Source organism: Stenotrophomonas sp. YJH_SMC_21 (assembly GCF_059369555.1).
Window position 1 is genome coordinate 107,975 of record NZ_JCAFSU010000004.1, and the last position, 23,214, is coordinate 131,188.

General features: G+C 67.9%; 24 protein-coding genes. 8 read left to right on the forward strand and 16 right to left on the reverse strand.

Annotation, left to right across the window (positions count from 1 at the left end):
- Nucleotides 1-36: 36 nt before the first annotated feature.
- On the forward strand, nucleotides 37-1,173 hold the full coding sequence (locus tag AC5P67_RS08010; RefSeq protein WP_043034154.1) for a metallophosphoesterase: 1,137 nt from the start codon (nucleotides 37-39) through the stop codon (nucleotides 1,171-1,173).
- 53 nt (nucleotides 1,174-1,226) lie between these two features.
- Here AC5P67_RS08010 and AC5P67_RS08015 read toward each other — a convergent pair whose 3' ends face one another.
- From AC5P67_RS08015 to AC5P67_RS08035, 5 genes are all read right to left on the reverse strand, one after another.
- Nucleotides 1,227-1,865 carry a ferric reductase-like transmembrane domain-containing protein gene (locus AC5P67_RS08015; protein ID WP_012479414.1) on the reverse strand — a complete coding sequence of 213 codons (639 nt, stop codon included), beginning with the start codon at nucleotides 1,863-1,865 and terminating at the stop codon, nucleotides 1,227-1,229.
- A gap of 51 nt (nucleotides 1,866-1,916) precedes the next feature.
- On the reverse strand, nucleotides 1,917-2,651 hold the full coding sequence (locus AC5P67_RS08020) for an HvfC family RiPP maturation protein (protein ID WP_495214497.1): 735 nt from the start codon (nucleotides 2,649-2,651) through the stop codon (nucleotides 1,917-1,919).
- A complete protein-coding gene (locus tag AC5P67_RS08025) occupies nucleotides 2,644-3,489 on the reverse strand; it encodes an HvfB family MNIO-type RiPP peptide maturase (protein ID WP_197634329.1) in 846 nt (281 codons plus the stop codon). The genes AC5P67_RS08020 and AC5P67_RS08025 overlap by 8 nt, the downstream gene beginning before the upstream one ends.
- Before the next feature lie 56 nt (nucleotides 3,490-3,545).
- Nucleotides 3,546-4,022: an HvfA family oxazolone/thioamide-modified RiPP metallophore gene (locus tag AC5P67_RS08030; protein WP_033833324.1), complete on the reverse strand. Its 477-nt coding sequence runs from the start codon at nucleotides 4,020-4,022 to the stop codon at nucleotides 3,546-3,548.
- Between the two features lie 95 nt (nucleotides 4,023-4,117).
- Entirely contained in the window at nucleotides 4,118-4,762 is a 645-nt protein-coding gene (locus AC5P67_RS08035) for an HvfX family Cu-binding RiPP maturation protein (protein WP_049448689.1), read from the reverse strand.
- Nucleotides 4,763-5,102: 340 nt separating this feature from the next.
- On the opposite strand from AC5P67_RS08035, the gene AC5P67_RS08040 reads away from it, so the two are divergent.
- The 6 genes from AC5P67_RS08040 to AC5P67_RS08065 all read left to right on the forward strand — a co-directional run bounded on the left by AC5P67_RS08040 (nucleotide 5,103) and on the right by AC5P67_RS08065 (nucleotide 11,028).
- Nucleotides 5,103-5,894 (forward strand): alpha/beta fold hydrolase, encoded by a 792-nt coding sequence (locus tag AC5P67_RS08040; protein ID WP_005408502.1) that lies wholly within the window; start codon nucleotides 5,103-5,105, stop codon nucleotides 5,892-5,894.
- Between the two features lie 3 nt (nucleotides 5,895-5,897).
- On the forward strand, nucleotides 5,898-6,443 hold the full coding sequence (locus AC5P67_RS08045; protein ID WP_049430390.1) for a redoxin domain-containing protein: 546 nt from the start codon (nucleotides 5,898-5,900) through the stop codon (nucleotides 6,441-6,443).
- 57 nt (nucleotides 6,444-6,500) lie between these two features.
- Nucleotides 6,501-7,241 (forward strand): response regulator, encoded by a 741-nt coding sequence (locus AC5P67_RS08050; protein ID WP_005408504.1) that lies wholly within the window; start codon nucleotides 6,501-6,503, stop codon nucleotides 7,239-7,241.
- The gene (locus tag AC5P67_RS08055; RefSeq protein WP_495214502.1) at nucleotides 7,238-8,551 is read left to right on the forward strand and encodes a sensor histidine kinase; all 1,314 of its coding nucleotides are present in this window, start codon (nucleotides 7,238-7,240) and stop codon (nucleotides 8,549-8,551) included. Before AC5P67_RS08050 ends, AC5P67_RS08055 begins: the two co-directional genes overlap by 4 nt.
- A gap of 125 nt (nucleotides 8,552-8,676) precedes the next feature.
- Nucleotides 8,677-9,690, forward strand: coding sequence for a hypothetical protein (locus tag AC5P67_RS08060; protein ID WP_154329289.1), 1,014 nt, complete (start codon nucleotides 8,677-8,679; stop codon nucleotides 9,688-9,690).
- A 78-nt stretch (nucleotides 9,691-9,768) separates the two neighbouring features.
- Entirely contained in the window at nucleotides 9,769-11,028 is a 1,260-nt protein-coding gene (locus tag AC5P67_RS08065; RefSeq protein ID WP_005408507.1) for an MFS transporter, read from the forward strand.
- Between the two features lie 4 nt (nucleotides 11,029-11,032).
- Here the strand turns inward: AC5P67_RS08065 and AC5P67_RS08070 are convergent, their stop codons facing one another.
- Nucleotides 11,033-11,980 carry a nucleoside hydrolase gene (locus tag AC5P67_RS08070; protein WP_004147861.1) on the reverse strand — a complete coding sequence of 316 codons (948 nt, stop codon included), beginning with the start codon at nucleotides 11,978-11,980 and terminating at the stop codon, nucleotides 11,033-11,035.
- A gap of 151 nt (nucleotides 11,981-12,131) precedes the next feature.
- Here AC5P67_RS08070 and AC5P67_RS08075 point away from each other — a divergent pair, with 151 nt between their 5' ends.
- On the forward strand, nucleotides 12,132-12,464 hold the full coding sequence (locus AC5P67_RS08075) for a hypothetical protein (RefSeq protein ID WP_043034145.1): 333 nt from the start codon (nucleotides 12,132-12,134) through the stop codon (nucleotides 12,462-12,464).
- A gap of 71 nt (nucleotides 12,465-12,535) precedes the next feature.
- Here AC5P67_RS08075 and AC5P67_RS08080 read toward each other — a convergent pair whose 3' ends face one another.
- From AC5P67_RS08080 to AC5P67_RS08125, 10 genes are all read right to left on the reverse strand, one after another.
- Complete coding sequence (locus AC5P67_RS08080) at nucleotides 12,536-13,255, reverse strand: GntR family transcriptional regulator (RefSeq protein ID WP_024957000.1); 720 nt, start codon at nucleotides 13,253-13,255, stop codon at nucleotides 12,536-12,538.
- Nucleotides 13,256-13,360: 105 nt separating this feature from the next.
- Nucleotides 13,361-14,728 carry an SLC13 family permease gene (locus tag AC5P67_RS08085; RefSeq protein ID WP_005412592.1) on the reverse strand — a complete coding sequence of 456 codons (1,368 nt, stop codon included), beginning with the start codon at nucleotides 14,726-14,728 and terminating at the stop codon, nucleotides 13,361-13,363.
- A gap of 104 nt (nucleotides 14,729-14,832) precedes the next feature.
- Nucleotides 14,833-15,753: a malonate decarboxylase subunit epsilon gene (gene mdcH, locus AC5P67_RS08090; RefSeq protein WP_099527519.1), complete on the reverse strand. Its 921-nt coding sequence runs from the start codon at nucleotides 15,751-15,753 to the stop codon at nucleotides 14,833-14,835.
- The gene (gene mdcB / locus AC5P67_RS08095) at nucleotides 15,750-16,604 is read right to left on the reverse strand and encodes a triphosphoribosyl-dephospho-CoA synthase MdcB (protein WP_111174202.1); all 855 of its coding nucleotides are present in this window, start codon (nucleotides 16,602-16,604) and stop codon (nucleotides 15,750-15,752) included. The genes mdcH and mdcB overlap by 4 nt, the downstream gene beginning before the upstream one ends.
- On the reverse strand, nucleotides 16,601-17,242 hold the full coding sequence (mdcG, locus tag AC5P67_RS08100) for a malonate decarboxylase holo-[acyl-carrier-protein] synthase (protein ID WP_005408513.1): 642 nt from the start codon (nucleotides 17,240-17,242) through the stop codon (nucleotides 16,601-16,603). The genes mdcB and mdcG overlap by 4 nt, the downstream gene beginning before the upstream one ends.
- On the reverse strand, nucleotides 17,235-17,939 hold the full coding sequence (gene mdcE / locus AC5P67_RS08105) for a biotin-independent malonate decarboxylase subunit gamma (RefSeq protein ID WP_414486487.1): 705 nt from the start codon (nucleotides 17,937-17,939) through the stop codon (nucleotides 17,235-17,237). Before mdcE ends, mdcG begins: the two co-directional genes overlap by 8 nt.
- 2 nt (nucleotides 17,940-17,941) lie before the next feature.
- Nucleotides 17,942-18,850, reverse strand: a complete 909-nt coding sequence (locus AC5P67_RS08110) for a biotin-independent malonate decarboxylase subunit beta (RefSeq protein WP_049397624.1) — start codon at nucleotides 18,848-18,850, stop codon at nucleotides 17,942-17,944.
- On the reverse strand, nucleotides 18,847-19,167 hold the full coding sequence (gene mdcC / locus AC5P67_RS08115; protein ID WP_049397623.1) for a malonate decarboxylase acyl carrier protein: 321 nt from the start codon (nucleotides 19,165-19,167) through the stop codon (nucleotides 18,847-18,849). Before mdcC ends, AC5P67_RS08110 begins: the two co-directional genes overlap by 4 nt.
- A gap of 10 nt (nucleotides 19,168-19,177) precedes the next feature.
- Complete coding sequence (mdcA, locus tag AC5P67_RS08120; protein ID WP_111196871.1) at nucleotides 19,178-20,821, reverse strand: malonate decarboxylase subunit alpha; 1,644 nt, start codon at nucleotides 20,819-20,821, stop codon at nucleotides 19,178-19,180.
- Nucleotides 20,822-21,011: 190 nt separating this feature from the next.
- A complete protein-coding gene (locus AC5P67_RS08125; RefSeq protein WP_076738855.1) occupies nucleotides 21,012-23,204 on the reverse strand; it encodes a TonB-dependent siderophore receptor in 2,193 nt (730 codons plus the stop codon).
- Between the last annotated feature and the right edge of the window lie 10 nt (nucleotides 23,205-23,214).

Consider the following 23,214-nt stretch of genomic DNA (forward strand, 5'->3'; position numbering starts at 1 on the left):
CAGCCGTCACCATGGTGGGCCCGCTTTCTTTCCTGGATGGTTGCAGTGCTGAGTACGATCGGTTTGTTGATGGGCCTGTATGTGGCCTGGCGCCTGTTCTGGCCACTACGCATGCCCATCTGGATGAAGGTCGTGCTGTCGCTGCTGCTGGTGGGCGTGGCCGTGCAGCTGCGCATCGTCGCCATGTTCTGGGGCACGATGGCCTCGCCGGAGATCCCGAAGCTGGCCATCGCCGTTCTGGCCACCGGCTCCACGGCGGTACTGCTGCTGGCCTTGATGATGCTGGTACTGGATGCCGGCCTGCTGCTTTCGCGCCTGCTGCGTTGGCCGCGCATCGTATCGGTCCTGCGCGCCTCGAAGCTGCGGCCGTTGGCCGGCCTGCTGGCGCTGCTTGTGAGTGGCTATGGCATCAGCCAGGGCATGGCCGTGCCCCAGCCTCGGCAGATCGAGGTGGCGATCAAGGATCTGCCCGCTGCGTTCGACGGCTATCGCGTGCTGCAGCTGACCGACATCCATGCCAGCCGCCTGCTGACCGGCGACTGGGTGCGCAGGGTTGTGGACGAGAGCAACGCACTGACACCGGACCTGATCGTGATCACTGGCGATCTGATCGACGGCAGTGTCGAGGCCCGCCGTGACGACGCGCGCCCGCTCGCGGACCTGCGGGCGCCGGACGGCGTCGTCGCCATCACCGGCAACCACGAGTACTACGCGCAGTACCAGGCGTGGATGCAGGCGTTCCGCGCGCTGCACATGCAGGTGCTGGAGAACAGCCACCTGCAGGTGCGGCGCGGCGATGCTGCGCTGACCATCGCCGGCGTCACCGATCCGGTGGCGGCACGCTATGGCCTGCCGCTGCCGGATCTGGAGACCGCGCTGGCCGGTGCCGATCCCTCTGCACCGGTGATCCTGCTCGATCACCGCCCGCGCAATGCGCGCGAGGCGGCCGCGCGCGGCGTGAAGCTGCAATTGTCCGGGCATACCCACGGCGGGCAGATCTTTGGTATGGACCAGCTGGTGAAACGAGCCAACGGTGGATATGTCTCCGGCCGCTACGACGTGGACGGGATGACGCTTTACGTGGGCAACGGTGCGGGCCTCTGGGCCGGTTTCCCGGCGCGCATCGGCGTGCCCTCGGAGATCACCCTGATCACGCTGCGCCGCGCGCCTTGACCTTAGGGGGTCAGATCCCTTTCCCTGCGGCAAAGGGATCTGACCCCGGCCCGTCAGGCCGCCCGCAGCGGCGGCCGCACATGCGCACTTCGGCGCAGCGCCTGCGCCCGCTTGGCAATCCAGCGCACCACGAAGGCGGTGAACAGCAGCGCCGACGGCACCGCATACCAGAAGTTGCCCGGAACGCGCTTGAAGTACGAGTAGGTAAACACCGCCGCAATGATCCACATGCCGGTGACGTGCAGGCGACGCCAGGCGGTGGGTCCCATGCGCCGGGCGAGCCCCCGGTGCGAGGTGATGGCCAGCGCCAGGATGGCAATGTAGCCCACCGTGCCCGGGAGGTTGGCCAGCGCGGATCGTGCTGGCCAGAACGCCGGGTTGAGGACGCCGAAACTGGTGATCGCGACTGCATGCAACAGGTGCGAGAACGCGAAGGACAGGCCGATGATGCGCCGTTCGCGCAGCAGGAAGCGGGTGAACGGGCCGGGCAGAAGGCTGGCGAACGACGATGCCGTGAACGCTGCCAGGAACAGCAGGAACGATGTGCGGGCAGTGACCCGGATCGCGGCTCGGCTGCCTTCGGCTGCATCGGGATACGGGGCGAAGGCCGCCAGCGCGAAGGCGATCAGGACCACCGCTACGGCCACGAACAGGCGCCAGCCATGCAGGAAGGACGTGTTGGAAGGAGCCATGATGAGACCTCGAAGTAGGGGGACGGTAGTGCCGGCCGCTGGCCGGCAACCTCAGAAAGCGGGCAATGCAACCAGCACGCCCGCCGCGCACAGCTCGCCCAGAACAGGCACGCAGGCCATGCGCAATGCGTCCGCTGCCACGCCATGTGTTTCGGACAGCAGCTGCAGTGCTTCATCCACCGACGCGCTGTCGTCACCGAACACCGACAGCAGCGCGTAGGCCAGCGGTGACAGTTCCTCGGTCTGCAGGCTGAAATCGGCGAGGCGCTGGATCACCAGCAGCGTGGGAGCCGTGCTCAACACCGGCTCCAGCGCCCGGTCCTCATGTACTGGCCACTGGTAGCCAAGCACCCGCACCAACGGCGAAACCGCCAGCACATCATTGCCTACGGGAGCGCGCTGCAGCGGCCGCCCGCCGTCACGCGCTTCAATGTGCAGCGACTGCTGCGTGCTCTCGTAGTGCGCCAGTTCCGCTGCCCAGCCCGGCAGCGCCAGCGCGTCCTGCACCGCCAGCCAGGCCGCGAACTCGCCCGCGATCTGCGGGAACAACGGCGTGCGGCAGGCGTGCCTCGCGTAGTAGTGCTCGACGGTGTTGCGCCAGCAGGCATCGCCCAGCTGCGACTTCAACCGCGGCAGGCTGCCAGCCAGCAGGGTGTCCAGGCTGTCGATGCACAGGCGGCGGTAGACCGCCATCCGCCGCGCCTCGATGCCATCGGGTGCGGTCTTTGCAGGGTCGCGCACATGATCGGCCCAGCGCCGTTGCAGGGTAGCCAGCGACTCAGCCATGGGCCACCTCGGGCCAACCTGCCTCGGCCTGCGCCTGGCGGATCTGCCCGACCTCGGCCAGCAATTCGGCAAGGGGGGGGAAGTTGAAGTCGCGTTCGAGCAGCGTGGGGCGCACGCCCACCCGCGCATAGGCCTCGCGCAACAGTGCCCAGACCACGCCTTTCACCGGCGCACCATGGGTATCGATCTTGAAGCCATCGTCTTCATCGAAGTGGCCCGCTACGTGCAGCGAGGCGACGCGGTGGGCCGGCACGCGGGCCAGGAATTCGAAGGCGTCGTAGCCGTTGTTGCAGGCGTTGACGAAAACGTTGTTGACGTCCAGCAGCAGGTCGCAGTCGGCTTCGGCGAGCACGGCGTTGATGAAGTCGATCTCGCTCATGTCCGCGCCGGCAACGGCGTAGTAGGAGATGTTCTCCACGGCGATGCGTCGGCCCAGCATCTCCTGCACCTGGGCGATGCGACCGGCGACATGGTGAACGGCCTCGGCGGTGAACGGCAGCGGCAGCAGGTCGTAGACATGGCCGCCGGCGGCGCAGTAGCTCAGGTGTTCGCTGTACAGCTGCACCTGGTGCAGGTCGAGGAAGGCACGGGTCTGTGCCAGCAGGGTGCGGTCCAGCGGATCAGGACCGCCCAGCGACAGCGACAGGCCATGGCAGGTCAAGGGGTGGCGCTCGCTGAGTTGGCGCAGCGCAGCGCCGTGTGCACCGCCGATGCCGATCCAGTTGTCGGGGGAGACTTCGAGAAAGTCGATGGCTCCGGCCGGCATTGCCAGCAGTTCGTCGATCAGCCCACGGCGCAGGCCAAGACCGGCGGCATGGGCGGGCAGGGGCAGGGACATGGTGGATGCTCCAGAGAGAGGGCGCCGCCTTGAAGGCGGCGCCGGGTGAACGTCGATCAATCGGCAACGCGGGAGAACAGGCCCTTCGGCATCGGCTTGCCGTTGGCGGTGTAGACGCTGCGCAGGTAGTCGTGCGCTTCCTGCTCGCTGATGTAACCGTCGTGGTCGGTGTCGATGCGGTCGAACTCGGCGGCGCGCTTGGCGGCCACAGCGTTGAACTCGGCACGCGAGACCTTGCCGTCGTGGTCGCGGTCGGTGCGGGCAAACGAGGCGTCGCCGCACTTGCCTTCGCCACACTGGCCCTCGGCCACCTTGGCCTTGCCGGCGGGCTTGCCGGTGGTAGCCTTGTTGGCCCCGCACTTGCCTTCACCGCACTTGCCTTCGGCGGCGGCGCTCATGGCCACCGCGCTGATCGCCAGCGGTTGGATCGCGGCGGCCTGGCCGGCCAGCAGCAGGCCACCGGCCAGGGCAATGCCGATGGCACCGATGCGCGGCAGGCGGGAGGAGGGGGTGTTCCTGGTCGAGATGGACATGGTGATGACTCCTTGGGAAAGCACGCGGGGCGTGCGGGATGGACGCCGCCGAGGAGGCGACGGAAAGCGAAAGGCGCGGGAACAGGGGATTCAGCTCAGGCGGCGTGGCGACGGCGCAGCAGATAGCCCAGCAGCAGCACGCCGCCGAGCAGGGCACCGCCGAAGCCGATGCCGGGCAGCAGCGCGGCAACCGGCAGCAGCAGGGCGATCAGGCTGACGCCCCAGCCCAGGCCGTCATTGCCGACAGGGGCATGCTGTGAGCCGGCCAACAGCCGGTCCACGCTGAGCGCGCCACCGCCGTTGAGGATCAGCGGCAGCAACATGGCCAGGAACAGCAGCGGCAGCTTGAAGTTGCCGTAGCCCTGGTCGGTGATCGCGTAGCCCTGCCAGAGTTCACCCAGGCCGTTCCATTGGTCGGGCCAGTGCACGGCGGCGATGGCAACGATGGTGAGGACCCAGAAGACGTAGGCCACCGAGCGCGTGGCCAGGCCGAGCAGCAGCATCACCGCGCCCACCAGTTCCAGCCAGGTCGCCAGCTGCCAGTTCAGCGATGCGGGCAGGGCGGAGAACGGGAACGGGAAGCGGCCTTCCAGGTCGGCGAACCAGTTCTGGCCGCCCAGCTTCTCGCGGCCGGATTCAAAGAACTCCCAGGCCAGCAGGGTGCGCAGCGCCAATGGCGAGAGCCAGCGGCCGACGGCGTCCAGGCGGGGGGTATACACGGAAGAGGCGGTGCTGATCATGGTGGTGTCCTGCGGGCCAGTGGTCGATGGAGGCCATTCCAGGCGGCGCAGGTATCGGCAACGTGTGCCGTTGCCCGGGGTTTTGTCAGCGACTGTGGTCGCGGCCGGGGTTTCGTACAGTCAGATACAAAGACGATGCGTTGACGCACATCGGGGCGTTGCGCGCCCGCGTGCGGGGAGCGATATCCACCCGGTAGCGCCCAGCCAGGACCGGCGCGCGAATGTATCCCACTGTAGAAACCCGCCTGCGCCCTACAGTCCGGTACAACTCCGCGCTGCGGAGAAACAGCGCCGATACACCGGCAGGCGGAAATGGCCACTCCCAACTCCGGAGTGCCCCATGATCCGTACCTCCTTGCTGGCCGCCGCTCTCGCCCTTGCCGCCGCCGCCCCTGCCTTCGCTGCCCAGGTCGATACCGCTGCACCGCCCACCGTCATCCTGGTGCACGGCGCGTTCGCTGATGGCTCCAGCTGGAGCAAGGTCATCAGCACCCTGCATGACTGGAAGCTGCCGGCGGTGGCCGTACAGAATCCGCTCACCTCGTTGGCCGACGACGTCGCCGCCACCCGTCGTGCGATTGCCGCTGCGCCTGGCAAGGTGGTGCTGGTCGGCCACAGCTGGGGTGGCACGGTCATCACCGAAGCGGGCAATGACCCGAAGGTGCAGGCGCTGGTGTACGTGGCGGCGTTCGCACCGGATGCAGGGCAATCTTCGGCGCAACAGGGCGAAGGTTTCCCGGTCGGTCCGGGTCTGGCCCGACTGCAGGAAAGGGACGGCTACCTGACCTTGCCGGCTGATGCCATCGCCCAGGACTTCGCGCCGGACGTGATGAAAAAATCGGCCGCACTGCTGTACAGCACGCAGGTCCCGTTGAAGGCCAGCGCGCTGGGCGAAGTAGTGAACGTTGCGGCGTGGCGCAGCAAGCCGAGCTGGTACGTGCTCAGCCGTGACGATCGCATGCTGTCGCCGCAGCTGCAGGCCGCCACCGCAAAGCGCATTGGCGCGCAGCTGCAATCGATCGGCAGCAGCCATGTGTCGCTGCTTTCGCATCCGGCGCAGGTGGCCGACAGCATCCTGGAAGCGGCGGGGGTGAAGCCGGCGGAACTGCCACTGGCCGAGCAGGGGGGCTGAGCGATGGCCGGCCTGCGTGCGTACGTGCTGCCGTTGCTGATGGGCGTGCTGGGTGGGGCTGCGCTGTTGATGGCCTGGCCCAGCCCGGAGGCCGATGCGCAGCCGGCACAGGCCGTTCCCGCCGCCGGGTTCGACGGTGGCGGGCCCTGGCACAACAGCCCACCGCTCACACTGAAGCAGTTGCGGGGGCAGGTGGTGCTGGTCGAGTTCTGGACCTACACCTGCCGCAACTGCCTCAACGTGGCGCCGCATGTCCACCAGTGGCATGCACGCTACGCGTCGCAGGGCCTGAGGGTGATCGGCGTGCATACGCCGGAGTTCGCCTATGAAGGGTTGCCCGGCAACGTGCGCAAGGCCATCGCACGGTTGGACATCACCTGGCCGGTGGTGCAGGACAACCAGTACCGGATCTGGAACGCCTGGCGCAACCGCTTCTGGCCCGCGCTGTACCTGCTCGACCGTCAGGGGCGGGTGGTCTACCGCCATTACGGCGAGGGCGACTACGCACGTACCGAAAGCGAGATCCAGCGCCTGCTGGCCAACCCCTGAGCCGCGCTACCATGGCCGCGCAGCGCGGCCCTGACCTCCGTCTTCATCGAGAACGCAATGAACCACGTACCGCATATCCTGGTCGTCGACGATGACAGCGAGATCCGCCAGATGCTGGCCGATTACCTGCAGCGCAACGGCCTGCGCGTGAGCCAGGCCGACGGTGGCCGGGCCATGCGCGCGCTGATGGATACCCATGCCGTGGATCTGGTGGTGCTGGACGTGATGATGCCGGGCGAGGACGGCCTGAGCCTGTGCCGCAACCTGCGCGCCGGCAAGCATCGTGCGGTGCCGGTGGTGCTGCTGACCGCCCGCGACGACGAGACCGACCGCATCATCGGCCTGGAAATGGGCGCTGATGACTATGTGACCAAGCCCTTCTCTTCGCGCGAACTGCTGGCACGCATCAATGCGGTGATCCGCCGCACGCAGATGCTGCCGCCGAATCTGCAGGTGAGCGAAGCAGGTCGCCAGCTGGCCTTCGGCGAGTGGCGCCTGGACACCACCGCACGCCATCTGCTGGATGCGCAGGACACCGCGCATCCGCTCAGTGGCGCCGAGTTCCGCCTGTTGCGCGTGTTCCTCGATCACGCCAATCGGGTGCTCAGCCGTGACCAGCTGCTCAGCCTCACCCAGGGCCGCGATGCCGAACTGTTCGACCGCTCGATCGATCTGCTGGTCAGCCGCGTGCGGCAGCGCCTGGGTGACGACGCACGCGAGCCGACCTACATCAAGACCGTGCGCAGCGAAGGCTATGTGTTCAGCGTGCCGGTGCAGTTGCTGGGGCCGGACGAATGAACACCGGCGCACGCCGTCCACGCTGGCCGCGCACGCTGTCGGCGCGGCTGCTGCTGGTGCTGCTGGGTGGATTGGCGCTGGCCCACGCACTGTCTTTCGGTTTGCTGTTCTTCGAACGCTACCAGTCCACCCGCAGCATGATGCTGCGCAACCTCGATGAAGACGTGGCCGTGAGTGTCGCGCTGCTGGAGCACCTGCCCGCAGGCCAGCGCGCGGCCTGGGTGCCGCGGCTGGAGCGGCGCACCTACCGTTACCTGCTGCGCCCGGCCGCCGCAGGACCCGGGCTGCAGACCGATCGTGCACGCCAGGTCACGGCGATCATCGACGACAGCCTGCAGCACCGCTATCCGTTGCAGGCGCGCCAGGTGGCTCGCCTGCCGGAGCGGTTCGAGGTGGAACTGCGCCTGCACGACGGCACCCCCTTGACCATCGAAGTCACCCCGTCGGGCCTGCCGCTGGCGCGCTGGCTGCCCGCCGTGTTGCTGGTGCAGCTGGCGCTGCTGCTGGTGTGCGCGTGGCTGGCGGTGCGCCTGGCCATGCGCCCGCTGCAGCAGCTGTCGCATGCGGTGGAGCATCTGCAGCCGGGCAAGGACGGGCCCGAACTGCCTGAAGATGGCCCGGCGGAAGTGGGCGGCGCGGCGGCCGCGCTCAACGCACTGCAGGCACGCATTCGCGGCCATGTCACTGAGCGTCTGCAGATCCTGGCCGCGATCTCGCATGACCTGCAGACCCCCATCACGCGCATGAAGCTTCGGGTGGAGACCCTGCCTGAAGACAGCACCCAGCAGCGGTTGCTGGACGACCTCGACCACCTGGGTCAACTGGTGCGTGAGGGCGTGGCCTATGCGCGCAGCAGCCACGTCGCCAGTGGCGCACCGGTGTCGATGGACCTGGGCGCGTTCCTGGCCAGTGTGGTGGGCGATTACGAGGACATGGGCAAGCCGGTCAGCGGTGGTGCGCCCGCTGGACTGGTCGTGCAGACCTGGCCGCAGCCGCTGCGCCGGGTGGTCGGCAATCTGGTCGACAACGCGTTGCGTTACGCCGGTGCCGCCGAGATCGAGACGGGCCGTGATGACGCCGGCAGAGTGTGGATCAGCATTTCCGACCGTGGCCCTGGCATTCCCGAGGGCCAGCTGCAGGCAGTGCTGGCGCCGTTCCATCGGCTGGAAAGCTCGCGCAACCGCGATACAGGCGGCACTGGCCTGGGCCTGGCCATCGCGGTGCAGCTGGCACAGTCGCTGGGCGGCTCGCTGAGGTTGCACAACCGCGAGGGCGGCGGCCTGCGGGCGGAACTGCAGCTGCCGGGGTAACGGGCGGGGTCGGATCCCTTTGCGGGAGCGAAGGGCTCTGACCCCGATGTGGGATCTGCGACGTTCCTGCACGGCTTCGGGATCGGCGATCATCTGCAGGGAGTGTCGAAACCAGGAAACACGCAATGCAGGGAACGCAGCATTCAATCCGGCGCCCGCGCCACGTCGCGCTGCTGGTCGGTCTACTCGCGCTGGCGGCCTGCCAGCGCACAACGGATGCGCCGACCGGGGCACCCGCAGCGGGCGCACCACTTGCCGCCCCGGCCACCGCAACAGACCTCTCTCCGCTGCTCGATGCCCTGCCGACCTGCGCGCTGGACGGCTGGTACATCGATCAGCAGACCAGGCGCCCGGCCCATCCCTGGTTGGCGACGAACGCGCCGAAGCCCTGCAAGGAGGACGGGGAGAACGAGATCGCCACGTTCTGCGTGCAGGGGCAATGGAAGGGGCTGCCGGTGGAGGAGGTGATCCTGCCGACGATGACCTTCGTCTCGTTCCGTGGCGCGAAGATCGGCCTGCCGCTGGAGAAGGCACGTCCCATCGTCCGCCAGCGCTTCGGGCAGGAATTCCCGGGTGGCGCGGCGTACGAGGCAGGCCGTGAGCCGAAGCTGCTGGCCGATCCCGAGGATGCGCAGCGCTCATGGCTGCTGTGCAGCACGCCGGAACCGGGAGACGATCTGGGCAGCCAGGTAGGCGTCAGCTACTCGGGCATGAACCTGCCCTACGACCACGACGGTTGCAGCTACCGCTACAGCCCGGTCGACTTCTGCGATGCGCGGCACCGCGGAGCCATCGAAGATGCCCTCCAGCATCAGAAACCCAATTTCAACAAGCACTACCTGCTGGTGCAGGTCGATGATCGACCCGAGTACTTCCAGCGCACGCTGGTGCTGGTCGATACCCGCACGGGCAGGGCGACGCCACTGCCGTTCGATGCCTTCACCGGCCCGGCGGGGAAGGGCGGAGAGGCCACCGGCTACGGGACACTGGAGACGAGCGTGGACCAGCAGCAGTTCTGCCTCGATGGTGCGCTGCTGGTCTACCGCGTGTTCGAGGAGGGGCGCTTCTGCTTCGGCTTTGACGGTGAGCGCTTCACCGGCCATGAAACCCAGTACATGCAGGCAGCGGACAGCCGATGACCGGTATTTCACCCCGTCCATGCCACGCTGCGCGGAACCTGCGCAACCGGGATCGAGGCTGTTGAAGGCGAATACGCAATGACCGCGGCGCGGCAGCGCTCGATGTGGGTGGCGGGCCTGTCCACGGTAGTGGAGTGGTACGACTTCACCCTGTACCTCTATTTCGCCACGGTGCTGTCGCGGGTGTTCTTCGGCGGCGGCGAACAGGCGCTGCTGGTCACGCTGGCCGGCTTCGCGGTGTCCTACCTGATGCGCCCGCTCGGCGCGCTGTGCTTCGGCCACCTTGGCGACCGCCTGGGCCGGCGCTGGATGCTGCTGGCTTCGATGGCGTTGATGGCGGCGGCAATGCTGGCCACCGCGCTGCTGCCAACCGCGGCCACCGCAGGCACCACGGCGGGCGTACTGCTGCTGTTACTGCGCTGCGTGATGGCGTTTTCGGTGGGCGGCGAGTACACCGGCGTGGTGGCGTACCTGCTGGAAAGCGCACCGGCGCGGCGACGCGGCCTGGTGACCTCGTTGGCTTCGGCCGCCAGCGAGGTGGGTGCGCTGCTGGCGGTGGCGATCTCTGCGGTTACCGTGGCGCTGCTCGCGCCCGCGCAGCTGGACAGCTGGGGCTGGCGTATTCCGTTCTTCGTCGGCGCGGCGCTGGCACTGGTGATCCTGGTCGCACGCTCGGGCATGCACGAGTCGCCGGAGTTCGAGCGGCAGCGCCGCGAGGGCAGCATTCCCGCGACGCCGCTGAAGCATGTGCTGCGCAACCATCCGCTGGCGGTGGCGCGCACGTTCGCGATCTCGGCGCTGGGCTCGATTACTTACTACGTCGGCATCACCTATGTGCCCGCATTCCTGCATGCGCGGGGCCACGATGAGGGCGATGCGCTGTGGCTGTCGACGATTGCGGCAGTGGCGGTGATCGCGATCACGCCCCTGTGCGGCGCATTGTCCGACCGTGTCGGACGACGGCCGGTGCTGTTGGGCCTGACCGTGCTGGCAGCGCTGCTGCCGCTGTCCTTGTTCGCGTGGATGGCGCAGGCGACGCCGCTGGGCATCGCGCTGGCCGCGGTGTTGCTGGCCTGCGTGGCCGGTGGCGTGAGCGCGGTGGCGGCCCCGGCCACGGCCGAGCAGTTCCCCGGCGAAGGGCGGGTCAGCGGGCTGGCACTGGGGGTGACCATGGCCACGGCCGTGTTCGGCGGTGCAACGCCCTGGCTGGCGCAATGGTGGGTGGAACGCAGCGGCTGGGCGGCGGCGCCGGGCGCGATGATCGCACTGGTGGCGGTGCTGGTGCTGCCGGTGCTGTGGACCCTGCCCGAGACGGTCCCGGGCAGGGCCAAGCGCTAGCGGGTCAGACCTTCAGGGTCTGCTCGATGTCGGCCAGCACGGCGGCCGCATCGACGCCGATGGCAATCGACTGCACCACGTGGCCGTCCCACACGCTGGGGCCGAACGCCAGGCCTTCCGGCTTGGGAATGGTCATGCCGCGGGCGACGCCGTCGGTGGCCACGCGCACGCTGGCGCGCTCGAACTGGAACAGCTCCGGACGGGTCAGCGCGATGCAGGCGCAGCAGTCGTGCACGACCATGCCCTTGTGGCCGGCCTGCAGGTAGAAGTCCACGTAATCCTGCGACAGCGCACGCACCAGTTCGGCATCGGCACCACCGATCGCAGCCAGCTTGTCCAGGCCGTCACGGTCCATTTCCACGCGGGTGGTCACGTCCAGGCCGATGGCGGTGACCGGCCAGCTGGCGGTGAACACCACGTCGGCTGCTTCGGCGTCGCCCCAGATGTTGGCCTCGGCGGCCGGGGTGATGTTGCCGTTGACGTGGAAGGCGCCGCCCATGATCACCACGCCGCGCACCAGGCCGGCGATGTCCGGCGCCTGCTGCAGGGCCAGGGCCAGGTTGGTCATGCGGCCGACCGCGACCAGGGTCACCTCGCCCGGATGGGCGCGGACCAGGTCGATGATCAGCTGGTGGGCCGGGCGCGCATCGGCCGCCACGTCCAGGCTGGCCGGCACCGGGTGGTTGCCCAGGCCGTTGTGGCCATGGATGTGCACCGGCCAGGCTTCCGGGGTGGCTTCCGGCTGCAGCGGGCCGCCGGCACCGCGTGCGACCGGGGCGGCAAAGCCCCAGGCCTGCTTCAGGTACAGCGCATTGTGCGTGGTCGACTCCACCGAGGCATTGCCGAAGGTGGTGGTGACACCGATCAGGTCGATCTGGGCGTGCTTGTGCAGGTACAGCAGGGCCAGGGCGTCGTCGACGCCCGGGTCGGTATCGAAAATGACTTTCAGCATGTTGTTGTTCTTCTTCTTCCGTGTGGTGCGGGGGGCGCCGGCGGCCCGGAAGCAGGCCGGCGCGCCCTACATTGTCCCATCTTCATGACAGGCAGGGCCATTGCCGGGGAGGCAGGCCATAATGCCCCCAGTCCAGGCACGGAACCGCCGAATGCTGATCGTTGCCCTTCTGCTGGTCCTGCTGGTGCTGGGCCTGAACGTGGTGGCTACCGTGGTGATCGTCAGGCGCGATGGCCTCTCGGCAGGCGGCCGGACGGTGCAGTTGCTGCTGGTCTGGCTGCTGCCGCTGGTCGGCGCCATCCTGTGCATGGCGGTGGCCACGGCCGATGGCTCGGGCAGCCGGGGGGATGGCGGCGGAAGCCATGACACCTCCGTTGGCTATTCCAGTGACAACCACAGCCATCACAGCTACAGCAGCTCCGACTGCGGAAGCGGCGACAGCGGTGGGGGTGGTGACGGCGGCAGCTGCGGTGGCGGCGATTGATGAGACGTTCCAGGGTGCCGGCCAAGGTCACGTCCTGGTAGTGCCGGCCGCTGGCCGGCAACCTCATCCGCTCAACCGCCGCCTTCGGTCGGCAAGGGCGCCGGCACGTTCAACAGCCCGCCTGCTGCCACATAGGCGGCCAGAGCCTGGCCCTGGCTGAGCAGATGGCGCTCCATGGTGCGTTCGGCAGCCTGCGCGTCGCGGCGTCGGAAGCACTCCATCAGCTCGCGATGTTCGGCCAGCGACTGCGCGGTGCGCCCCGGTGTCAGCAGCTGGCGGCCGCGATGCATCTTCAGGATGCGATGCAGATCGTGGGTGATGCGGATCAGCCACGGGTTGCCGGCGTAGTGCTGCACGGTTTCGTGGATCAGGTAGTTGTTGCGGTAGTACTCGGCGATGTTGCCCTCGGCCGCCGCGGTTTCCATCGCCGCATGCAGGTCTTCCAGCTGCTGCACGCCGGCATCGTCGATGTGCCTGACCGCCTCGTGCGCGCAGCGACCTTCCAGCATCGCCATCACCGGGAACAGCTGGTTGAGGTCTTCCAGCGTCAACCGGGTGACCCGGCAGCCACGACCGGCATCGATCTGCACCAGGCCTTCGGCAGCCAGCAGCTTCAGCGCCTCGCGCAGCGGCGTACGGCTGATCCCCAGTTCTTCGCACAGTGCGGGCTCGTCGATCCACTCACCCGGCGGCAGGCGGTAATCGTAGATGCGTTCGCGCACGTGTTCGGCCACCTCTTCGTACAGAGGTGCGCGCTTCTTCGGTGACCGCGGGGCAGGGGCAATAGCCATGGAGGAAGTGTACCGCCAGGTAGTGCCGGCCGCTGGCCGGCAACCCATGATCGCTGGATGACTTCATGGGATTGCCGGCCAGCGCCCGGCCCTACCGTTGGGTGGTTACATCCAGCCCGGTACCACGAATACCAGCCAGGCCAGCAGCGGCCCCAGGGCCACCACCAGTCCGCTGTAGACCAGGAAGCGGCGGAACAGGGTCTCGCGTTCCTCCTTGGCTGCCGAGGCCACCACCAGTGCGCCATTGGTGGAGAACGGGCTGACATCGACGATGGTGGACGACACCGCCAGCGCGCAGATCACGCCGGCGGCGCTGAGGTGACCCTGCATCAGGAACGGTACCGCCAGCGGAATCGTGGCGCCCAGCACCGCAGCCGACGAGGCGAATGCGGAGACAATGCCGCCGACGTAGCAGACCAGCAGCGCGCCGAGCAGCGGAATGCCGATGTCGGACACGCCATTGCCGATGAAGTCCACCGCGCCGGCATGTTCCAGCACGCCGATGTAGGTCACCACACCGCAGATCAGCAGCACGGTGGACCAGCTGATGCCATCCACCGCGCCCTTCTGGCTTTGTGGCGACAGCAGTGCCAGCGCGACAGCCACGGTGATCGAGACCAGGCCGACGTTGAGGTTGTAGATCAGCGCGGCCACGCCCAGGCCGAGCAGGCCGATCAGGGTGAACAACCGCTCGCGGGTCAGGCTCACCGCATCCAGTGCCGCCGGATCATTGCTGAGCGTGCCGCCGCCAGCTGCGACCAGCGCGCCATGGCCTTCGATGGCGAATTGCCGCGACGATGCCTGCGGGCCACCGGCCATCGCCAGCTCGGCATTGCCGATCGTTCCGGCCGCGGTGATCGAGCCACGCCGCAGCAGGGCGATGCCGCCGAACGCGAAGAAGCAGATCGTCGCCATCATGAAGTTGAAGCCCAGGCTGGTCAGGAATACCGCCATCTCGGTCACTTCCAGCCCGGCTTTCTGCACCACGCCGTTGGTGATGCTGCCGTACACGCTGATCGGCGAGAAGCCGCCGGCCTGCGCACCATGGATGACCAGCAGGCCCATCATCAGTGGATTGATGTTGTACTGCTTGGCAAAGCGCAGCGCGACCGGACCGATGATCGCGACCGCCGCCGGGCCCAGCGCACCGAACGCGGTGAGGACTGCGGTGATCACGAACATCACCCACGGAATGGCCACGATATGGCCGCGCACGGCTTTTACTGCCCAGTGCACCAGCAGGTCGATGGTGCCGTTCTTCTGCGCGATGGCGAACAGGTAGGTGATGCCGACCAGGGTCAGGAACAGATCGCCGGGAAAGCCGGCCAGGACCTCCTTGCCGCCCATGTCGACCCACAGCCCGCCGATGATGAAGGCCAGCGCAAAGGCGACGGCACCCATGTTGATCGGCATCGCCGTGGCGACGATGAACATGATCACCAGACCGATGATCGTTGCGATTTGTGGACTCATGCGCCCTCCCAGACACGTGACTCACGTACAGCGCGGATGGAGACCCGCCATCCCGGGGTAAGGCGACGTACGGCGTGTTGCGTGATACGTACTGCTCGAACCCGTTACTGCAGCCGCTCCAGCGCGCTGCGGACCCAGGCCGCCGCGCCTTCAAGGCTCTGGAACTCTTCCACCGCGCGCACCTCGCAGCACGGATAGGCCGGCGCGACCATGCGCGCCAGCGCGTTGCCCGGGCCCAGCTGCAGGAACACGCGCGCGCCGCGCTCGAAGGCCTGGCGCATCACCTGCGCCCATTCGATGGTCTGCGCCAGTTGCAACGACAGCGTGCTGACTGCCGTTGCGCGGTCCCGCACCGGTCGCGCATCGATGCCGGCCAGCAGCGGCAGGCATGGGGCCTGCAGTGGCGATGCATCGAGTGCGGCAGCGAACGGTGCGACCGCCGCCGCCAGCAATGGTGTGTGTGCGGGCACGCGCACCGGCAGCAGACGGATGTCCGCGCCCTGCGCCCGCGCTGCATCGGCCAGCCGCTGCAACGAGGCGTGTGTGCCGCCCACGATGAAATGGTCCTGCCCGTTGGCGATGGCCACGTGCGCGCCGTGCAGATCGCACAGCGGCTGCAGTACATGGCGTTCCAGCCCGAGCACCGCCTGCAGGCCTGCATCGGCGGGGCTGGCGCCGTCCATCAACTGCGCACGTTGCGCAGCCAGCGCCAGGCAGGTGGTGGCATCGAAGCTGCCGGCGATGGCGTGCGCGGCGAGCTCGCCGATGCTGTAGCCGGCCGCCAGCACCGGTGCAGGCACCGCTTCGCGAAGGCCCTGCCAATGCGCGAGGCTGGCTGCACACAGCAAGGGCTGCGCCAGAGCATTGTCGAAGCGCGATTCGTCAGCAGCTGCCGCGAACACGTCGCGTCCAAGCACTGCGCTGGCGGTCTCCAGTACGTCGCGCACGGCGGGCAGATCGCGTACGCGGTCGAACATCGCCGCATGCTGCGCACCTTGGCCGGGGCAGAGCAGGGCAAGGCTCATGCGACCTCCTGCTGCAGCAGGAACCAGGCACAGGCCAGCAGGTCGGCACTGCCGCCGGGGCTCAGCCGGCGTGCGACGAATCCATCACCGATGCTGTGCAGGCGTGCCTGCCAGCCGGGTACGAAGGCGCCACCGGCATCGAGGAAGCCTCGCGCCTGTTGCTGGGCCCAGCGCAGGCCGTTGGCGCCGCCACGGTGCAGCAGGTTGAGGTCATCCACGCACGCGATCAGCTGCACCAGGGTCTGGCACATCGCGGCCTCGCGTGGCAGGTCGCTGGCCAGCGCGTGGCGCAGTGTAGGCAGTGCCACCTCGCGCAGCAGCGGGTAGCCGGCGGCCGCTTGTTCGCGCACACCCTGCACGCCGTGCCGTGCGCGCGCGCGCTGGCCAGGGCTGTTCGCATCCAGTGGTGCGCCGGCGAGCTCGGCAGCCCAGCGGCGCACTTCCTGGCAGACCTGCTCGGCTGCGATGGCACCGCCCGCGCGGCCCCGACAGGCAGCGGAAGCCGCCACCAGCAGGCCAAGGCTGAAGATCGCGCCGCGATGAGTGTTGATGCCCGCAGTGGCGTGCAGCATCGATATCTCCGCAGCGATGCCGTGCCGGCGCAACGTCTGGAACGGTGCCGCGCTGGCACCGGCGTCGGCCACGGCGATGAAGTAGTGGCGCAGCGTGAACAGGCTGCGCAGGAACGTGCCTGCGTCCATGTCGTGGTGGCTGCCGCTGTCGAATGGCGTGACCAACCCTGGCTTGGGTGCAAGGGCCAGTTCGGCGTGCAGGCTGGCGATGGCGAGGCGCCCCAGACGCGCGCTGTCGACGGCAGCTGGCCTGACCGCCGGTTGCACGAGGGCGTTCACGCGCTCACCCCGGTGGAGGCGAACAACGCATCACGCAGTTCCAGTGCGGCACCATCGAGGCGCTTGACCAGTACCTCGCGGCTGCGCCCGGCGTATTCGCGCCAGTTCACCGCGCCACCATCCACCAGGCACAGTTCGCCATCGACCCGCCGGCCGTGTTCGGTCTCCCATGCCTGCAGCCGTGCGACCAGGGCATCGGCCTGTGCGGCGGTGTCGATCCGCCACAGCAGATCGATGTCCGAGCGCGCGTGCACATAGTGCAGGCCCGTGAGGTGCTGCCATGCGAAGGCACCGAATACACGCGCTGCGGCGATGTCCTGCAATGCCTGCAGCGGGCGCTGCCAGTCCTGCACAAGGTCGCCTTCCAGCACCGCCTGAAGTGTCGGTGGCGCTGCGGTGCGCAGCACATCGTGTGCCGGCATGCGCAGGGCCAAGCGCAGTTTGCCCTCGGCGGGTGGCAGCGGCACGCCGAGACGCAGGCGTGGATCGGCATCGTCGGCGGCACGCCGCGCGACGATGGCCGGCCGGCCCTGCGCAAACCAGTCGGCCAGGCGCGACTCATGCGCGGCGATGTCCGCCTGCCAGCCGGCGTGCGCTGACAGCCAGACCAGCGTATGGCGGGGCAGCCGCTCAGGCATCGCCCTGACTCACCGCTTCAGCCACGCGTGCGGCCAGCATGCGACCGCCGCGCTGTGCGCCGCGTGCGGCACGCAGGTCGCCTTCGGCGGGTGTGCGCAGGGCCTGCAGCAGGTGCTGGGAAAGATCGCCTTCCCACAACGAGTCCACCGCACCCATCGCCACGTAGTTGGCGACGCCCGGCGCGAATACCGGCGAGCTCTGGCTCAGCGCCTGCAGCTTCTCCAGCGGTTGCTTGGTCACCCGCGCCATTGCGCGCAGGTCCATCACCCGCACCTGTGCATCGGGCAGGGCGTGGATGTGGTCGGCCATCAGGCCGAATGAGAGGAAGCCGCCACTGACGGATTCGCCGTAGACCAGGGTGATCAGGCGCGCACCACGGCGGCGTGCCAGATCGAGCGTCTGCGCGAGATGCGCAAAGTAACCATTGATGCCCAACAGTTCGTCGCGCCGCGCCAGGCGCTGGCCCGCGGTATCCACCAGCATCACGATCGGTCGCTGTGGATGTGCGCCGGTGCTGGCAAGCACGGTTTCGGCCAGTGCCAGTGCGTGGTCCACGCCGACTTCGAGTTTGTCGGCGGTGCCGATCACGGTCACCTCGCCATCCTCGGTGGCAGCGCTGCCGGTCAGCACCGAATCGTTCACCGCAATGGCATGCCCATGCGGGAACAGGGCATCGAGCAGGGTCTGCAGCGGCATGCTCATGGCAGGCTCCGGTCGGCGGTGGCGATGAGGAACTCATCGGTGTCGAGCAGCGGTAGTCGCTCGGGGGCTGTGATGCCCTGACGGGCCCAGATCTCCAGGCCATCCCGGCAATCGCCCCAGGCCTGCACGCGCGCCTTCAGCGCCGCATGGCGTTCCTGCAGCGCGGCCAGTGCAGTGTCTGGATCGGTGCTGCTGGTATCGGGCTGCAGCGCGTTGCTGGCCGCCTGCGCGAAGGCCTCGATGGCATCGGGCACCAGCACCTGTGCCTGGTCGATCAGGTAGCGGTGCTTGCCTCCCGTTACGCGCCAGACCAGCGCGCGATCGCGGGAATCGAACTCTTCCACGCCGCGCACGGTTTCGATCACTTCCGGGCCGGACAGCGACAGGCGCCCCTCTTCGGACATGATGACCGTGCTGCAGCAGCGGGCGACGATGCCCATGCCGCCGAAGGCGCCGTTGCCGCTGCCGATCAGCGCGATCACCGGCACACCCGCTGCACGCGCGTCCAGGGTGGCGCGCATGATCTCGGAAATGGCGATGAGCCCCGCATTGGCTTCGTGCAGGCGCACACCACCGGTGTCCAGCAGCAGAAGCACGCCTTCGGGATGTGTTTCGGCTGCGCGGCGCAGCAGCCCGGTCAGCTTGGCGCCGTGCACCTCGCCCACGCCGCCGCCCATGAATTCACCCTGCTGCGCGGCCAGCAGCACGCGTCGGCCACGCAGCGCGGCTTCGCCGACAACGATGCCGTCGTCGAACGCCGCGGGCTGGTCGAGCTGTGCCAGGTGCGGGCTTATCATCCGCCGCGCCGGGCCGAGGAATTCCCTGAAGGAACCGGCATCGACCAGGCTGGCGATACGCTCGCGCGCATCGGCTTCGTAGTAGCTGTAGCGCTGCGTCCGGTTCATCGTGGATCTCCAGCACGCAGGGTTTCCACGGCCTGGTCCAGGCGCAGGCTGACTACCGCCGGGGTCGCACCGGCATCGTTGATCGAGATGCTTACATCGCGCAGCGGATGACGCTGTGCGAAGTCGCTGATCACCGCTTGCCACACGCTGCCGAAGCCCTTCGCGGCGGTGATGATGCGCACCGTCATCGCGCCGTCCAGTGCGGCCGGCTCCAGCAGGATTTCCAGGTTGCCCGAGGCCAGCACGCCGACCAGCACCGCATCGCGCGGAAACTGCACCGCAGTGTGCCCTTCGAATCGATAGTCGAGGGTTTCCATGCTCAGCCCCTTACCAGTTGCGGAAGCGCTTGGGCGGGTCGTAAAGGCCGCCGGACCAGCGCACCAGGTCCTTCACCGAACGCGCCGCCAGCAGGTCACGACTGGCATCGCGCACGGAGATGCCGAGGTCATCGGGACGGCGGATCACGCCGCGGTCGCGCAGGTTCTCCACCATCGCGCGGTCGCGCCCCATGCCCACGGCGGTATAGCCGGCCACGCCACGGATCGCCTGGTCGCGCTCCTCAGGGGTGCGGCACAGCAGCAGGTTGGCAATGCCTTCCTCGGTCAGCACATGGCTGACGTCGTCGCCGTAGATCATCACCGGCGGCAGCGGCATGTTCGCGCGTTCGGCCAGGTCCCAGGCATCGAGGCGCTCGACGAAGGCCGGCGCCATGTGCTCGCGGAAGGTTTCCACCATCTGCACCACCAGCTTGCGCCCACGCGGCATCTCACCCGGGCGCGCGGCCTGCTGGCCGGCCTTGATCCAGGCCTCGCTGGCATGGCGCCGGCCGCGTGCGTCCGAGCCCATGTTCGGTGCGCCACCGAAGCCGGCAATGCGGTCGCGGGTGGCGGTGGAGCTGTTGCCCTGCAGGTCGATCTGCAATGTGGAACCGATGAACATGTCGCAGGCATACAGGCCGGCGGTCTGCGAGAAGGCGCGGTTGGAACGCATCGAGCCATCGGCGCCGGTGAAGAACACATCGCCTCGCGCGGCGATGTACTTCTCCATGCCCAGTTCCGAACCGAACGAATGCACCGATCTGACGAAGCCCGATTCGATTGCCGGAATCAGTGCCGGGTGGGGGTTCAACGCCCAGTGCTGGCAGATCTTTCCCTTCAGGCCGAGCGATTCGGCGTAGGTGGGGAGCAGCAGTTCGATGGCCGCCGTATCGAAGCCGATGCCATGGTTGAGGCGGTTCACGCCGTACTCGGCGTAGATGCCCTTGATCGCCATCATCGCCATCAACACCTGGATCTCGGAGATCTGCGCCGGGTCGCGGGTGAACAGCGGTTCGATGTGGTTCGGCTTCGGCGCCTGCACCACGAAGTTGACCCAGTCAGCGGGAATGTCGACGCGGGGGAGGGTGTCGACGATCTCGTTGACCTGGGCGATGACGATGCCGCCACCGAAGGCAGTGGCTTCGACGATCACCGGCGTGTCTTCGGTGTTCGGCCCGGTGTACAGGTTGCCGTGCCGGTCTGCGGCCTGCGCGGCGACCAGGGCCACGCGCGGGGTCAGGTCGATGAAGTAGCGGCCGAACAGTTCCAGGTAGGTGTGGATGGCACCGATCTGGATGCGCCCTTCAGCCACCAGGTTGGCCAACCGCACCGACTGCGGGCCGGAGAACGAGAAGTCCAGTTTCGACGCGATGCCACGCTCGAATACATCCAGGTGCGACGGCAGCGACAGCACCGACTGCACCATGTGCAGGTCGTGCACGCGGGCCGGATCAAGATCGGCCAGGGCCTGGGCGAGGAAATCGGCCTGCTTCTGGTTGTTGCCCTCCAGGCAGACCTTGTCGCCTGGCTCCAGCAGTGCATGCAGCAGCTCGCCTACGTCGCCGGCGGCGACCTCGCGTCCCCGGGCCCACGGCGCGGCACGTTCCAGGCGGGCCTGGCGGCTGCGTTCCAACGTATCCCAGCTCGGGTTCATCGACCGGCTTCCGATTGGTGTCGATGTAATTACGACATAATTACGAAGGACGCCGCAACCTGCAGTGCAGCAAAAGGAAGGGCCCGCGCGGAGGCGGGCCCATTCAGGTAGGCCACGACCGTCGGTCGTAGCGGAGGGCGTGCCGACCAACGGTCGGCACCCAGCAGGCACCCACCGGTTCGCGGGTTGCTCAGAACTTCCAGCGCAGGCTGGCCGACACGAAGCGCGGTTCGCCGTAGTTGTTGTAGTCCAGATTCGCCCAGTAGGTCTTGTCCAGTGCGTTGCGCACGCTCAGCGTTGCGGTCCAGCTGTCGCTGATGCGGTAGTTGGCATTGAACTGCACCAGCATGTAGGCCGGCTGGTTCACCGTCACCGTGCCGCCCAGCGGATAGGCGATGTTGTAGCCCTGCACCTTGCTCTGCCACTGCACGCCACCGCCAACGCTCAGGCGTTCCAGCGCACCGCGCAGCTGCAGCTGCGTGTTGAGCTGCAACAGATCCTTCGGCGGGTTGGCGTACAGCAGGTCGGTGGCCGCGCGGGTGACCTTGACGTGGGTGTAGCCGGCATTGACCGTCCAGCCCGGCAGGATCTCGCCGTTGACGTCCACTTCCCAGCCGCGTGCCTTGGTGCCGTTGACGCCGATGTAGGCGGAGGTGCCATCGCTCAGCGAACCTTCCGGCACGCCCATGTCGCGCACGGCGTAGTTGTCCTGCTTGGCCTCGAACACGGCGGCGTTGGCGGTCAGGCGGCCGTCCAGCCACTGGGTCTTGATGCCCGCTTCCAGGTTCGAACCCTGCACCGGTGCCAGCAGGTTCTCGTTGCGGTCCTTGAAGTTCTGCGGGTTGAAGATCTCGGTGTAACTGGCATAGGCCGACACGTTCGGGGTGATGTCGTAGACCAGGCCCACGTAGGGAGTGACTTCATCGCTCACCTTGTACGCGCCGCTGGTGCCGGTGTAGGCGCCAGCGGCGTTGTAGGAGCGGGTGAGGGTTTCCCAGCGGCTCAGGCGTGCGCCGGCAATCAGCGACAGCGGATCGGCCAGGCGCAGGCGGGTGGCCAGGTAGACGCCACTCTGCGTGGTCTTGGCCACGCGGCGCGCGCCGGTGCGGCGGTAGGTCACCTCGGAGATGTCGCCGTTCCAGTTGTACACGTTGGGAATGTAGTAGCAGCGCTCGCCGCCGCAGCGCGCCCAGTCGCTCGGGAAGTTCAGTGCCAGGGTATTCGTCGTGCCTTCCAGGTCCGACCACTGTGCGCCGAGGGTCACGTCGTGGTCGCGGCCGAACAGATCGAAACTGCCGGTCAGGTAGGCATCGACATTGCGGCGGGTGTCCTTCGAATCACCGGCGGCCGCGCGCAGGTAGATGCCCGCGCCGGTCACCGGGTCCGGGTTGCCGGTGCCGTACAGGCGCACGTTCTGCACGTTGCCACGGGTATAGGCGGTGTTGATCTTCAACAGCCAGTTGTCGCCGAAACGCTGTTCCAGGTTGGCGAAGGCGGTGTTGCTCTCGCGCTTCCAGTAGCTCCATTTCGGCGACAGGTTGGTCGAGCGCGGCAAGTGCGCGAAATGGCCCTGGTTGTCGAAGAACGGCACGGTGCCCCAGGTCGAGCCGGTGGGGTTGTTGTCCTGGCTCTGGTAACCGAGGGTGATCGTGGTGCTGTCGGTGACGTCGCCTTCCAGCACCGCCATGCCGGCCATCTTGTTCTCGTCGTAGCGGTCGTAATACAGGCCACGATCGGTGTAGGCGGCGACCACGCGGCTGCGGAAGCGGCCGTCGGCGGTCAGCGGCGCGGTCACGTCGGCCTCCATGCGACGGTAGTCCCAGCTGCCGGCGCTGACCGCGAACGAGGCATCGAATTCCTTGCCCGGGCGCTTGCGCAGCAGGTTGACCGTGGCCGAGGGCACGCCGGCACCGCTGAGCAGGCCGTTGGCGCCGCGGATCACTTCGATACGGTCGTAGAAGGCGGTGTCGTACTCCTGGTTGGTGGAGCCGCTGTAGGTGGGAATGCCATCGACCTGGAAGTCGGTGATGGCGAAGCCGCGCGCGTAGTACAGCGGGCGCTGCGTGTCATAGAAGGACACGCTCACGCCGGTCACATTGCGCATCACATCGTTGATGCTGAACAGTGATTCGTCCTGCAGGCGCTGCAGGCTGATGGCGGTGGCGGACTGCGGGGTCTCCTGCAGGGTGATCGGCAGGCGCGTGGTGCTCGACGGTGGTGCGGACTGTTCGGCGCGGACGCTGACCCGGTCCAGGGTCTTGGCATCGGCAGTGCCATCGGCGGCGGCGAACGCGCTGGGCGCGGCCAGCAGGGTCAGCGACGAAAGCAGGGCAGCCGGCAGCAACGCGCGGCGGGGCAGGCGGTTACGGAGGATCAGGGACATGGTGGGCTCG

Excerpts from the sequence above, each read along its gene's own strand:
- AC5P67_RS08010 (WP_043034154.1), top strand. The coding sequence starts at position 37 with ATGGTTGCAGTGCTGAGTACGATCGGTTTGTTGATGGGCCTGTATGTG.
- AC5P67_RS08050 (WP_005408504.1), top strand. The coding sequence starts at position 6,501 with ATGAACCACGTACCGCATATCCTGGTCGTCGACGATGACAGCGAGATC.
- mdcA (WP_111196871.1), bottom strand. The coding sequence starts at position 20,821 with ATGAACCCGAGCTGGGATACGTTGGAACGCAGCCGCCAGGCCCGCCTG.
- AC5P67_RS08030 (WP_033833324.1), bottom strand. The coding sequence starts at position 4,022 with ATGTCCATCTCGACCAGGAACACCCCCTCCTCCCGCCTGCCGCGCATC.
- AC5P67_RS08075 (WP_043034145.1), top strand. The coding sequence starts at position 12,132 with ATGCTGATCGTTGCCCTTCTGCTGGTCCTGCTGGTGCTGGGCCTGAAC.
- AC5P67_RS08055 (WP_495214502.1), top strand. The coding sequence starts at position 7,238 with ATGAACACCGGCGCACGCCGTCCACGCTGGCCGCGCACGCTGTCGGCG.
- AC5P67_RS08035 (WP_049448689.1), bottom strand. The coding sequence starts at position 4,762 with ATGATCAGCACCGCCTCTTCCGTGTATACCCCCCGCCTGGACGCCGTC.
- AC5P67_RS08020 (WP_495214497.1), bottom strand. The coding sequence starts at position 2,651 with ATGGCTGAGTCGCTGGCTACCCTGCAACGGCGCTGGGCCGATCATGTG.
- AC5P67_RS08070 (WP_004147861.1), bottom strand. The coding sequence starts at position 11,980 with ATGCTGAAAGTCATTTTCGATACCGACCCGGGCGTCGACGACGCCCTG.
- mdcG (WP_005408513.1), bottom strand. The coding sequence starts at position 17,242 with ATGCCTGAGCGGCTGCCCCGCCATACGCTGGTCTGGCTGTCAGCGCAC.
- AC5P67_RS08025 (WP_197634329.1), bottom strand. The coding sequence starts at position 3,489 with ATGTCCCTGCCCCTGCCCGCCCATGCCGCCGGTCTTGGCCTGCGCCGT.
- AC5P67_RS08015 (WP_012479414.1), bottom strand. The coding sequence starts at position 1,865 with ATGGCTCCTTCCAACACGTCCTTCCTGCATGGCTGGCGCCTGTTCGTG.
- mdcC (WP_049397623.1), bottom strand. The coding sequence starts at position 19,167 with ATGGAAACCCTCGACTATCGATTCGAAGGGCACACTGCGGTGCAGTTT.
- AC5P67_RS08085 (WP_005412592.1), bottom strand. The coding sequence starts at position 14,728 with ATGAGTCCACAAATCGCAACGATCATCGGTCTGGTGATCATGTTCATC.
- AC5P67_RS08080 (WP_024957000.1), bottom strand. The coding sequence starts at position 13,255 with ATGGCTATTGCCCCTGCCCCGCGGTCACCGAAGAAGCGCGCACCTCTG.
- mdcE (WP_414486487.1), bottom strand. The coding sequence starts at position 17,939 with ATGCCGCTGCAGACCCTGCTCGATGCCCTGTTCCCGCATGGGCATGCC.
- AC5P67_RS08040 (WP_005408502.1), top strand. The coding sequence starts at position 5,103 with ATGATCCGTACCTCCTTGCTGGCCGCCGCTCTCGCCCTTGCCGCCGCC.
- mdcH (WP_099527519.1), bottom strand. The coding sequence starts at position 15,753 with ATGAGCCTTGCCCTGCTCTGCCCCGGCCAAGGTGCGCAGCATGCGGCG.
- AC5P67_RS08065 (WP_005408507.1), top strand. The coding sequence starts at position 9,769 with ATGACCGCGGCGCGGCAGCGCTCGATGTGGGTGGCGGGCCTGTCCACG.
- AC5P67_RS08125 (WP_076738855.1), bottom strand. The coding sequence starts at position 23,204 with ATGTCCCTGATCCTCCGTAACCGCCTGCCCCGCCGCGCGTTGCTGCCG.
- AC5P67_RS08110 (WP_049397624.1), bottom strand. The coding sequence starts at position 18,850 with ATGAACCGGACGCAGCGCTACAGCTACTACGAAGCCGATGCGCGCGAG.
- AC5P67_RS08045 (WP_049430390.1), top strand. The coding sequence starts at position 5,898 with ATGGCCGGCCTGCGTGCGTACGTGCTGCCGTTGCTGATGGGCGTGCTG.
- AC5P67_RS08060 (WP_154329289.1), top strand. The coding sequence starts at position 8,677 with ATGCAGGGAACGCAGCATTCAATCCGGCGCCCGCGCCACGTCGCGCTG.